Source organism: Longimicrobiales bacterium, assembly GCA_028823235.1.
In the GTDB taxonomy this organism is placed as follows: domain Bacteria; phylum Gemmatimonadota; class Gemmatimonadetes; order Longimicrobiales; family Gaopeijiaceae; genus UBA2589.
This window is the reverse complement of record JAPKBW010000022.1, coordinates 21022-32285: the sequence shown is the minus strand read 5'-3', so window position 1 is coordinate 32285 and position 11264 is coordinate 21022. Positions and strand designations below refer to the sequence as shown.

The window sequence follows — 11264 nt, the reverse complement described above, 5'->3', positions numbered from 1 at the left end:
CCCAGAAAACCTGGTGATCCGCTCAAACCCATGCCTACGGACAAGGCTTGGTTGGGCTCACGGCGGTTGCACTGTGAACGATCCCCGATGAACGGTTCACCCAGGGTTGGTTCGGCGATGGGACGCGGCGGTGGGTCCCATCGACCGAAACTTGTGCCTATGCCAGAGCACAAAAAGCGGCTCGACGGTGAAGGCGAATAGGACAGCAAGGGAAGCAGTAGATAAATGATCTGTGTGTTTTCGGAACGCTCATTTCCTTTATCTCTCCACATGCGTTCCTGATCCGCGACCCTGCCGCCCCGGCACCAGGCATCACGCTTCAGTTCGTGGCGGACCGCCAAACCTCGTCCCTAGTTCTGCTCGCACCCAGTCCACCGCGCGTTCATCTGTTGTACAAGGATTGACAGCTGAATCAGCGACCGCGATGCTATCCGAGAGCATTTGTAGATCCGTTGTATAAATAAAATTAAGGAGGCCTTTTGTGGATAACGTCGCGGTCGCTCTCCAAATCATCATCGCACTTGGCATTGCCAACGTCTGGATCCTGCGCGCCGACCGTTCCACGCCTTATCGGCCGGAAGGCGCCAGTTCATTGGCCGAAGAATTCACCCGGTACGGCCTGCCTGACTGGGTCCGCCGGGCAGTCGGGATAACAAAGCTTGCCCTAGCTGCGGCTCTCGTGGCCGGGATCTACTTCAGCTCACTGGCAACGACTGCCGCGGTCCTGATGGCTCTGCTGATGGTGGCGGCGGTCATTGCCCACATTCGGATTCGGGATCCTTGGACCAAGGCCCTTCCTGCGTCGCTCATGCTCTTCATGTCCACCGCGGTCGCGGTCATTCACTCTCTGTGAATCACCGAAAAATCATCTAGGAGCACCTTACATGACTTCGCCTGACCGTTCAAACCAATTCGCTGAACAAAGGAAGATCAGGATCGCCAAGGCCTTCTTTCTCACGGCCGCCTTCTTGTCGTTCGTTCTTTCTGTCACGCTGTGGTTCAGCGGAGACCGGGAGCGCGGGCTCTTTGTTGGCATCTGGGTGCCCTCCATCTGCTCAGCTGGTGCGCTCCTGCTGGCAGGGAACAACCATGGATGACAGAACACTGCTCGCATTCGGTTGCGGTGTGATGTTCCTGTTCTTAGCCGGAAGTTACGTGCTCGCGAGGGCGAGCTTCTCGGCGACCGAGACGGATCAGCAAGCCGTCGGACCTGAGCGCAGTGGCGGTTGAGCTCGTGCATCTCGTGGCTACGGCTTTCATGGCCGGAGTCATTGTCTTCGTTCAGTTCGTTCACTATCCGCTTATGGCGCACATAGGGGCGTCCGGGTACGTCGAATACCAATCTAGGCATGGGGTGCTGACCAGCGGAGTCGTGGGAATACCCATGCTGGCTGAGGCCCTGGCAGCCGTATGGCTCGTGGCTACGCGTGTCGAAGGGCGCGAAGTGGCGATCATTGGGTTTGGTCTTTTGGTGATGATCTGGGCTTCGACCGCGCTGCTTCAAGTGCCCGCGCACTCGGCACTCCGGCGAGGCTTCGACACGCAGGCTCACAGGTGGCTTGTGGCCACCAACTGGATTCGCACCCTCGCATGGGTCGCCCGAATACCGCTCGCGGCAAGCCTTGTCCTCTCGTCTGGAACGGCGTGACCTCGGCGAAACCCAGGCGTGTTACACCCTTTGCATTGTGCGTCTGTGTCGCCGTGCCTGCGAGCGGCTCCAGCTTCTCTGTCCTTGCAGTCGCCTTCCGGATAAGTGTTCGCTCCACTCGACACCGTCCGCCTCGACTGCATAGCTTGCTTTCGCTCCGGCGCGGGTAGCGTCGGGCGAACGCTCTCCCATCACTTGGAGTCCGGTCCTTGTCTACGGATCGAGTTACTGCCGCCGAGGAGAAACTCGACGCGGCCCTCGCGGCGGCACAGCCGGCCCGGCACCTGCTTGAGGACGACGACCCGGTTCGCCCTGGGTCCACGCTCACAGCCACCATGGCTCGAACCCTGTTCGAGAACCAGTTCGCCAGTCGCTCCACAGATGCGGCCTCGCGACGACTCAAGGCCCGTGGACTCTCGTACTACACGATCTCCAGTGCTGGACATGAGCAGAACGCGATCGTCGGAACGCAACTGCGACTGAACGACCCAAGTTTTCTCCACTATCGCTCGGGCGGATTCATGATGGCTCGCTCGAGTCAGTCGCCGGACATCGACCCGGTGCTCGATACGATGCTGTCTATCTGTGGATCGAAGGATGATCCGATCTCCCAGGGGCGTCACAAGGTCTGGGGAAGTCACCCTCTCTGGGTACCACCACAAACCAGCACCATCGCGTCACATCTTCCCAAGGCAGTGGGAATGGCGTTCGCGCTCGGTCGTTCACGGAGGCTCGATCACGATCCGGGCCTTCCAGATGATGCGATCGTGATGTGCTCCTTCGGAGACGCTTCCGCGAACCACGCGACTGCGCTCAGTGGCATCAACGCCGCCCGATACGGCTTGAGGCGCGGCAACCCGATGCCGATCCTCTTCGTCTGCGAAGACAACGGAATTGGCATCTCGGTCGAAACGCCCCAGCGCTGGATCACTGAGACGTACAGCGACTCGAGGTACCTGCGGTTCTTCGACGCTGATGGCGAAGTCGATGATGTATGGGACACGGTCGAGCAGGCGATACACGTCTGCCGCTCTCGGCGCGTTCCGGTGTTCCTGAGGCTCCCGACGGAGCGTCTCTGGGGACACGCCGGCAGCGATATCGAAACCGCCTATCGGCCGGCGGCGCAGATTAGAGAGAGCGAGGGCAGGGACCCGTTGATCTTGAATGCGCGCAGACTGATCGAACTGGGTGCGGCCACACCAGCCCAGCTTCAGGAAATCGTCGCCCGTATCCGTCGCCGGGTCGACGAGGCTGGGGAGAAGGCCGCTCGGAGAGGTCAACTCACAAGCGTCGAGGCGATCGTGAAACCTCTCGCCCCCTACGACGAGGCGTCGGCTCGACTCTCAGCTCGTGGTATCCCCGACGCTGCCGCGCGCAAGGCACTCTGGGGTGACGACGCGCCCGAGTTCGCGACGGCCCCGGTTAAGCGCACGATGGCCGCGCACCTCAGCGCCGGACTTGCCGACGAGATGCTGCGTCGTCCTGAGACACTTGTGTTTGGGGAGGATGTGGGCCGGAAGGGAGGCGTCTACTATGTCACGGCGGGCCTGCAGAAACGCTTCGGGCAGGGTCGTGTCTTCGACACGCAGCTCGACGAGACAACGATCCTGGGGCTGGCCCAGGGTGCAGCTATGTTGGGCCTGCTGCCTATCCCCGAGATCCAGTACCTGGCGTACGTCCACAACGCGGTCGATCAGATCCGGGGCGAAGCCGCATCTCTTCAGTTCTTCAGTTCAGGCCAGTTCCAGAACCCCATGGTCATCCGCATGGCGGGCTTGGCCTATCAGAAAGGCTTCGGCGGGCACTTTCACAATGACAACAGCCTTGGCGGGCTGCGAGACATCCCCGGGCTCCTCATTGCTGCCCCTTCTCGGGGCGACGAGGCGGTTAAGCTGCTGCGAGGATGTGTGGCGACTGCCGCGACGAGTGGTCGGGTGGTCGTGTTTCTCGAACCGATTGCCCTGTATCACGAGCGGGATCTGCACGAAGACGGTGACGGTCGGTGGCTGAGCGACTATCCGCTGCCCGGCGAGGCGATTTTGCCTGGCGAAGTCGGAGTTCACGCTCCGGAGGCCCCCCCCGAGGTGCTGATCGTCAGTTACGCGAATGGCCTGCGCATGAGCTTGCAGGCACAGGCTATTCTGAGTCGTGACCACGCAGTGCATGCGAAGGTCCTGGATCTTCGTTGGCTCAACCCGCTCCCGCTCGAGTCCGTCCGGGCTGAGGCGGAAGGTGTCACGGCTGTGATCGTCGCCGATGAGTGCCGTCGAACAGGTGGTGGAATTGCAGAAGCGGTCGTCGCCGACCTCGCTGAGTCAGGGTATCCCGGGCGCCTCAGTAGCGTACGCGCAGTGGACAGTTTTGTACCGCTTGGGGCCGCAGCGAATCTGGTGCTGATTCAGACGCCGGATATCGTCGCGGCAGTGCTGGCAGCGATCGAAAAATCTCCTGAGAGACTCCCGCCCGACGCTTGACCGTGACATTGTGATGTGAAGGAACCATCGGTTGGTGACTCACCCGAAGGACACGGACCGAAAAGCTTTCAGTGCGCCGCTGGCTCGCTCAGCGACTGATCTTTTTCTGGATTGTGACTCCTGTCACACTCGCGGCCCTACGACGTTCTCTTAATGCCGGAACCTGCCGCGGTGTGATCGAGGGTCGGGAAGTTACGGAACTAGTCGGTCTGTGGCCGCTGTTCTTCGCCTGAATAGTGATGCCTCTGGGCACGTTATTGGCAGCCGTTGCGGTTGTCTGGGTAACGGCGACGTGGTTGGGGGGTATATAGATACCGACGTGAACGATTTGCTGCGGAGAGCTCCGATCGTCGCCAGGTTTTGATCTAGCCACTTGGGCGGATCGAGCCTCAGCGCGGATTGATGAGTACGAACGCCATGCGCCTGATCTTGTGGATCGTGACTCTGCTACGAGTCCTCCTGATCCCGCTCTTCGTGTATTTCGCGGTGACCGCTCAGGAGTTGGGACGGAGCCGTCTCGATTCTGACCCCATGCGTTGGGCCACGCTCGCTACGATGGTCGTAATCGGAATCTCGGACCTTCTCGACGGCTGGATCGCCCGTCGCTTTGATCTCATCAGCGATCGGGGCTCAATGGCTGACTCCGTTGCAGACAAGCTCGCCCAGGTCGCGCTGGTCACGTTCTTCACATTGAACGTCGGTCCGGCTTTCACCCCTCTCCCGTTCTGGTTTTTTCTCGTGGTGTTCGGTCGAGATCTCACGCTGGTTGTGGGTGTGCTTGTTCTCAGGGTGCGTTATGGCCCCCTGGAAGTAGGTCATCGTGCGCACGGTCGCTTAACGAGCATTCTCTTCATCGCAGTACTGCTTTGGGCGGTGCTGCGTCTTCCCGCCGCAGGGCTCATCCCACTCGCTCTGGCGACGGCGCTGTTGTCGATTATCAGTGGGACGATCTATGCGCTCGATGGAGCCGCGCAGGGAAAGGCTTTTGCGATGCGAAAGAGGGAGGAAATCAGAACCCTTAGGGGCTAAGGGCACCGGTGTCACTCGATACTTTCGGGCAGAAGCGATCGTGGGTGCTCATCTGGGAAGGGAAGCCCGAACACACCACCATCTTCACTGTGCCCAGGGCGCCATTCAGGCCTTCAGGCGTGTCGGAAACGAGGCCTGCCGGGGTTCCGCACTTCGGACAGAATTTATCGCCCTTCGCGAACGGAGCCCCTCATTGGTGGCACGAGGTGGTTTCTGAAGTCTTCGAAAAGAATAGAAATAGGCTTGGGTACCCGGTCTCGAATAGGTCGTCAGCTACTTCCTACTCTGATGCGAGATGCTCCCGAAAGAAGTCGATGGTGCGTTGCTGCGCCAACTGGGCGGCTGCCTTGTCGTACCGAGGTGTGGTGTCATTGTGGAAGCCGTGATTCACCTCGGGATACATGTGCATCGTGAACGTCTTGCCAGCGGCCTCGAGTGCGGCCTCATAGGCGGGCCATCCGGCGTTGACGCGCTCATCGAGCCCCGCGTAGTGAATCTGTAACGGCGCCTGGATGCTGGGTACGTCCTCGGCTGTCGGCTGCGAACCGTAGAAAGGAGCACCAGCTCCGAGGGCCGGCAGTCTCACTGCCAGAGTGTTCACCATGCCGCCTCCGAAGCAGAAGCCGACGGATCCGACGCGGCCGGTGGATTCACCGTGCTCCATCAGAAACTCGGCTGCAGCCACGAAGTCCTCCGTCATTGTGGCTCGATCGAGTTCACGCTGCATGGTGCGCCCCTCGTCATCGGTGCCCGGGTACCCGCCGAGCGGGGTGAGGGCATCGGGTCCGAATGCGAGAAAGCCGGCGGCCCCAAAACGCCGGACGACGTCCTCGACGTAGGGATTCAAGCCGCGGTTCTCGTGGATGACCAGAACCGCTGGCCATGGCCCTGAGGAGCCAGTGGGCCGCGCCATGTACCCCCGCATCGTACCAGATCCGTTGGGTGAGTGATACTCGACGTACTCGAGGTGGACGCGCTCATCGTCTTCAGGTACTTCAACGGCCCAGGCATACTCAGGGCTGAGTGCATCCAGGAATCCCATCGCGGTCATGCCGCCGACGGCGAACTTCGCAGATTCGTCAAGGAAGGCCCGACGGTCGATCATTCCGTGTACGTACTTGTCGAAGAGGGTCAAAACCTCCTGCGGGAACTCGTCAGCCTTCATCCGTTGGCGGGTCATCGTGCCTCCATACTGTGCGGAGAATCCGGGGATATAGAGATCAAGGTAGGAGCCCTGGCAAAGTCCGGCGAGGAACACAGGGGTCGCATCGCGACGTCCCATTTCAGTAACTTTCCAATCGATAACCTCGTCGCCCATACAGCGGTGACTCGCAAGCACTTCCCTTCGTCGCTCGTGCTGGTTTCGTGTGTTGACTGCGTGGCTCCAGTCCCGCCGGAACCAACGTCGGTAACGTTTGACCCTCTCGTATCTGGGTGAGACCCATGTGCTTGAGGCTGTGGTCCGAGACCAGATGGGTTCCCCGATCAGTGGGACCCCCACGTGGATCTTCATGAACGAGTTCCGTGACCGAGGGGTGCCTTATCACGAACTCTATCCTCTTTCTGCGCGGACGGTCTTCTCACCCCTCGACTCTTTCGTTGGGCCCGCTTACTCTTGCGCTTCGATCTGAACCCCACGGGGCGTTGCCCCGTCTGAAGTCTAGGAGAGCAGGGATGTCACGCTTTGCCACGGCCGCGCTCACGGTTGGATTGCTCGTATCGACCGCCAACTCGGCGGTCGCCCAGGACGCCGGTGAATTTCGGCGTTCGACCTACCACGACTTCCGCATCGTGACCGTCGCTGAGGGGTTGGTAAACCCATGGTCCATGACCTTCCTGCCCAACGGCGACATGCTCGTGACCGAGCGCCCGGGCCGTCTGCGGATCGTTCGAGACGGTGAACTCATGGCCGCTTCGGTCGAGGGGTTGCCGGAGATCTATGTACGGGGGCAAGGTGGTCTTCTCGACGTGGTGGTGCATCCGGACTTCAGACGGAATTCGATGCTCTACATCAGCTATTCTAAGCCTGGTGAAGAAGGTGGATCGTCCACAACCGCGATCATTCGGGCCCGTTTCGAGAACGACGCACTGCATGACGTGGAAGAGCTGTTTGTCGCGAACTCGGCGGGACGTGGTCACTACGGTTCGCGCATCATCTTCGACGGACAGGGACACATCTTCTTCAGCGTTGGTGATCGCCAGGCGTCGACCAATGCCGACCTGCCTACGCATCCGGCCCAGGATCGGTCGAACCACCATGGTACGATCAACCGCCTGATGGAGGACGGCACGATTCCGCCCGACAATCCCTTCATCGGCACAGCGGGTGTCGAGCCGTCTATCTACAGCTACGGCCACCGTAACCCTCAGGGGCTGATCTTCATCCCGGAGACTGGCGACATCTGGGCCACGGAGCATGGGCCGCAGGGGGGAGACGAATTCAACCGTATCCTGCCCGGTCTCAACTATGGCTGGCCGGTGGTCGGGTTTGGCGTCAACTACGGCAGTGGTACTACGATCCACGAGGGCACGATGCGCGAGGACGTGGAGCCTCCAGCACACTTCTGGGTCCCGTCGATCGCGACGTCCGGGCTCATGCACTACACCGGAGAACGGTTCCCGGCGTGGCACGGGAACGTGTTCGTCGGCGGGTTGGCCGGTGAGCAGATGGCGCGCCTGACGCTCGACGGCGATGTCGTGGTCAGCGAAGAGACCTTGCTCCAGGGCCTGGGGCGGGTGAGAGACATCCGCCAGGGGCCAGACGGCTTCATCTATGTCGCGCTTGAAGACCGCAGCGGAGAGCCGAGCGCTCTCGTACGTCTGGAGCCTGCCAACTGAGGGAATCGGCCGAATGGAGGCTCAGGCTCTCACCTGAGCCTCCATCGCCAGATTGGATCTCCCTACCGAACCTCTTTCGACGGGTGTCGCGCCTACTTTTCAGCCGAGTCGTAGAGGTCGCATTGTCGCCGAATTCTCTGAATTCGGGCGATGCCCACGTGGGGTTCTTGTGGGGGAGGGCGGGACAGCTCACGACATCTTTGGTGTCCCGTTGCCGTAACCCACCCCGATCGAGTCTCAGTGCACGCGATCGAGGGCCTTGGTGAACGTCTCGATGGTGGATTCCACGTCATTGAGCTTGTCGAGCCCGAAGAGTCCAACGCGGAAGGTAGAAAAATCGTCCCCCTCGTCGCACTGAAGAGGCACGCCGCCGGCGATCTGGACGCCTGCCGCAGCGAATTTAGCGCCTGACTTGATGCCCGGATCTCTGGTGTAGCTCACGACCACGCCGGGTGCCTTGAACCCATCGGCTGCGACACTTCGAAAGCCCCGTCCCTCGAGCAGGGTGCGTATTCGATTCCCGAGCTCTTGCTGACGTGCCTTGATCACGTCGAGTCCCACGGATTCAGTCTCCCGCATCGTTTCTGCGAAAGCACGGAGGCCGTCCGTTGGCATCGTGGCGTGATAAGCGTGCCCACCATTCTCATAAGCCAGCATGACCTGATGCCACTTGCCAAGGTCACACGCGAAGCTGGTACTGTTCGTCTCGCCGAGACGCTGCAGCCCGTGTGGGCTGAGCATGACGAGGCCGCAGCAGGGAGAGCCGCTCCACCCTTTTTGCGGGGCGCTGATCACAACGTCGGCACCGCATTTCTCCATGTCGACCCAGATCGTGCCCGAAGCAATGCAGTCGAGGACGAAGAGTCCGCCCACGGCATGGACCGCATCAGCTACCGCTCGGAGGTAGGCGTCGGGAAGGATTATGCCTGCTGAGGTCTCCACGTGGGGTGCGAAGACCACGCCTGGGCGCTCTCGACCGATGGCCTCAACAACCGCTTCGATTGGGGCAGGGGCGAAGGGCGCTTGCGCGCCATCTCCGACACGCTGGGCCTTGAGCACAATCTCGGAGTCCGCGATCTCGCCCATCTCCAGAATTTGAGTCCAGCGGTAGCTGAACCAGCCGTTGCGAATAATCATGCACGACTGACCTGTAGCGAACTGTCGCGCCACAGCTTCCATGCCGAACGTGCCGCTTCCCGGAACGACGACGACAGCTTCAGCGTTGTACACCTTCTTGAGGGTAGCCGAAATGTCCTTCATGACTGATTGAAAGGACTGCGACATGTGATTGAGCGCGCGGTCGGTATAGACGACCGAGTACTCCAGCAGTCCGTCCGGGTCGACGTGTGAAAGCAGTCCAGGCAACACGAACCTCCATGGGGTTAGGCAGAGTCCGCGTTGGGCGGCCTCGCGGAAGCCAATAGGGGACGGGAGTCGGGGAAGCGCAATCGCGTCTCGGATTCGATCACGAGGGGGGAGAAGCGACAGCTATGGGCGGAAAAAAAGGGGAAGGGTGGCGAGTCGCTGAAGATCTGCCTCGCGCTCCGGGCCTAGGGCGAGCAGGTCGTAGTCGCTGGTCCAGGGATGCTCCGGGTCGGCGGAGCATCGAGCCATTTCGCACGACTCGAGGATACGGTACCCACGTTGCCTCAGCCAATGGGTCACGATCTCATGAAGCGTCCGCCCGTGTACGGAAATGAGCAGGGCTGCGTCGGGCGGAATAGCGGCACCTGATCCCTGAAGAATGGCCCCTTCTTGCGCTTCTGCGTCAATTTTAAGAATTGACGGGGCAGGCACCTGAAAATCTCGCATGACTGCGCCGAAGGTCCGGATCGGGACCGTCTCATCCCCAGTTCCGATCTCATAGGCGAGAGAGTCGCCTCGCCCGCCGAAGAACGCTTCACCTTCCTCTCCGCCCATCGCGGATGGGATCACCGTGACGTTGGTAACATGGTTCCACGAGAGATGTCGCTCCAGAAACCGGCGATTCCTCTCGGAGGGCTCGACTGACACGACCCTTCCGCTGGATCCGACCATCTTCGCCGCTGCGAGCGTCATGAATCCTTTGTGTGCACCGATGTCCCAAAAGGTGTCTCCGGGCTGCGTAACGGCCTGTAGCGCCTCGATCCTATTGCGCCCAAAAGAGCCGGAACCGTATCCCCTACCGGAGGTTACAATGCTCCACTTCATGTTATGATTGATACCAGACCTTACCCGCAGCGGGATTCCGCGGAACAGGGCCTGACCGAAATCACGGATAGCGAAAGGAAGCTGCATCGAGGCAATATACGGCCTCTGACTCTTGCTGCCGTCGAGCACTATACTTTCTCCTTTTCATGGACAGGATTTGATTGACACTCCTCAACGCACCGGATACGTAGCCCTCGTGGGGCGTCCGAATGCGGGAAAGTCGACCCTTCTAAACCAGATGCTCGGCGAACACCTTTCGATCGTGACGCCGAAAGCGCAAACGACGTGGCAAAGGGTCACCGGTGTGCTGACAGAGGGCTCGGACCAGATCGTATTTCTGGACACGCCAGGCCTCCTTGAGGCCAAGGATCTGCTTCAAAGGTCGATGCTTGGGGCTGCGCTTCAGGCCTTGGCCGAAGCCGATCTGGTGCTCTTGGTGGTCGATACGACGGCTGCACCGACGAAGCGAGACGAGCGGCGGATTCTGACCGCGCTTGAGGAGGCCAGAGCGCCCCTAGTTGTGGCGCTCAACAAGGTTGATGTGGCCCCCGAGGCCGTGATCGCTGAGTGGGAAGCCTGGATCACGCAGCATGTGAATGCGCCAGCCTTCCGAATCTCGGCTGAGACGGGAGAGGGGACAGGTGAGCTGCTCCATAAGCTACGAGCAGGTCTGCCCGAGCATGCCTTCCTGTATCCCGAAGACGAGATCGCGTCTGACCCGGTACGCTTCTTCGTCTCCGAACTGGTCCGGGAGACGATATTTGAGCAGTTCCGTCAGGAGATTCCGTATTCGGTGTTCTGTCAGGTCGAGGAATTCCGCGAGGCCGAGGATCCGGTCTACATCCAGATGAACGTTTTCGTGGAACGGAAATCACAGAAGGGCATGATGATCGGTAAACAGGGCGCCGCGATCCGTGCTCTTGGTGAGGCATCGCGAGCGAAGATTGAGACCTTTCTCGGCCAGCGTGTGTATCTCGATCTCTGGGTAAAACCCCTTAAGGCGTGGCGTAAGAATCGCGCCTATCTGAGCCAACTGGGCTTCCGCCTTCCCGCCGAGGACGACTCTGAGGTTTCCTGACCTTCGC

At 60.5% G+C, this 11264-nt stretch carries 11 protein-coding genes; 8 read left to right on the top strand and 3 right to left on the bottom strand.

What is annotated here, in order from left to right; genetic code table 11:
- Positions 1–481: 481 nt before the first annotated feature.
- The 6 genes from OSA81_11560 to OSA81_11535 all read left to right on the top strand — a co-directional run bounded on the left by OSA81_11560 (position 482) and on the right by OSA81_11535 (position 5151).
- Entirely contained in the window at positions 482–853 is a 372-nt protein-coding gene (locus tag OSA81_11560) for a DoxX family protein (GenBank protein ID MDE0899646.1), read from the top strand.
- A 31-nt stretch (positions 854–884) separates the two neighbouring features.
- Complete coding sequence (locus tag OSA81_11555) at positions 885–1097, top strand: hypothetical protein (protein ID MDE0899645.1); 213 nt, start codon at positions 885–887, stop codon at positions 1095–1097.
- Complete coding sequence (locus OSA81_11550) at positions 1090–1230, top strand: hypothetical protein (protein ID MDE0899644.1); 141 nt, start codon at positions 1090–1092, stop codon at positions 1228–1230. The genes OSA81_11555 and OSA81_11550 overlap by 8 nt, the downstream gene beginning before the upstream one ends.
- Positions 1220–1648, top strand: coding sequence for a hypothetical protein (locus OSA81_11545; protein MDE0899643.1), 429 nt, complete (start codon positions 1220–1222; stop codon positions 1646–1648). Before OSA81_11550 ends, OSA81_11545 begins: the two co-directional genes overlap by 11 nt.
- A 209-nt stretch (positions 1649–1857) precedes the next feature.
- Positions 1858–4122 carry a thiamine pyrophosphate-dependent enzyme gene (locus OSA81_11540; GenBank protein ID MDE0899642.1) on the top strand — a complete coding sequence of 755 codons (2265 nt, stop codon included), beginning with the start codon at positions 1858–1860 and terminating at the stop codon, positions 4120–4122.
- A gap of 402 nt (positions 4123–4524) precedes the next feature.
- The gene (locus tag OSA81_11535) at positions 4525–5151 is read left to right on the top strand and encodes a CDP-alcohol phosphatidyltransferase family protein (GenBank protein MDE0899641.1); all 627 of its coding nucleotides are present in this window, start codon (positions 4525–4527) and stop codon (positions 5149–5151) included.
- Between the two features lie 280 nt (positions 5152–5431).
- On the opposite strand, the gene OSA81_11530 is transcribed toward OSA81_11535, so the two are convergent.
- Entirely contained in the window at positions 5432–6433 is a 1002-nt protein-coding gene (locus OSA81_11530; protein MDE0899640.1) for a dienelactone hydrolase family protein, read from the bottom strand.
- A 392-nt stretch (positions 6434–6825) separates the two neighbouring features.
- On the opposite strand from OSA81_11530, the gene OSA81_11525 reads away from it, so the two are divergent.
- Positions 6826–7989 (top strand): PQQ-dependent sugar dehydrogenase, encoded by a 1164-nt coding sequence (locus OSA81_11525; protein ID MDE0899639.1) that lies wholly within the window; start codon positions 6826–6828, stop codon positions 7987–7989.
- A gap of 237 nt (positions 7990–8226) precedes the next feature.
- Here OSA81_11525 and OSA81_11520 read toward each other — a convergent pair whose 3' ends face one another.
- A complete protein-coding gene (locus OSA81_11520) occupies positions 8227–9354 on the bottom strand; it encodes an aminotransferase class V-fold PLP-dependent enzyme (GenBank protein MDE0899638.1) in 1128 nt (375 codons plus the stop codon).
- 123 nt (positions 9355–9477) lie between these two features.
- Positions 9478–10179 carry an FkbM family methyltransferase gene (locus tag OSA81_11515; protein ID MDE0899637.1) on the bottom strand — a complete coding sequence of 234 codons (702 nt, stop codon included), beginning with the start codon at positions 10177–10179 and terminating at the stop codon, positions 9478–9480.
- Between the two features lie 157 nt (positions 10180–10336).
- Here OSA81_11515 and era point away from each other — a divergent pair, with 157 nt between their 5' ends.
- A complete protein-coding gene (era, locus tag OSA81_11510; GenBank protein MDE0899636.1) occupies positions 10337–11257 on the top strand; it encodes a GTPase Era in 921 nt (306 codons plus the stop codon).
- Positions 11258–11264 lie beyond the last annotated feature (7 nt).

Coding starts and splice junctions, on each gene's coding strand:
- OSA81_11555 (MDE0899645.1), top strand. CDS start 885: ATGACTTCGCCTGACCGTTCAAACCAATTCGCTGAACAAAGGAAGATC.
- OSA81_11550 (MDE0899644.1), top strand. CDS start 1,090: ATGGATGACAGAACACTGCTCGCATTCGGTTGCGGTGTGATGTTCCTG.
- OSA81_11535 (MDE0899641.1), top strand. CDS start 4,525: ATGAGTACGAACGCCATGCGCCTGATCTTGTGGATCGTGACTCTGCTA.
- OSA81_11530 (MDE0899640.1), bottom strand. CDS start 6,433: ATGGGACGTCGCGATGCGACCCCTGTGTTCCTCGCCGGACTTTGCCAG.
- OSA81_11525 (MDE0899639.1), top strand. CDS start 6,826: ATGTCACGCTTTGCCACGGCCGCGCTCACGGTTGGATTGCTCGTATCG.
- OSA81_11515 (MDE0899637.1), bottom strand. CDS start 10,179: ATGAAGTGGAGCATTGTAACCTCCGGTAGGGGATACGGTTCCGGCTCT.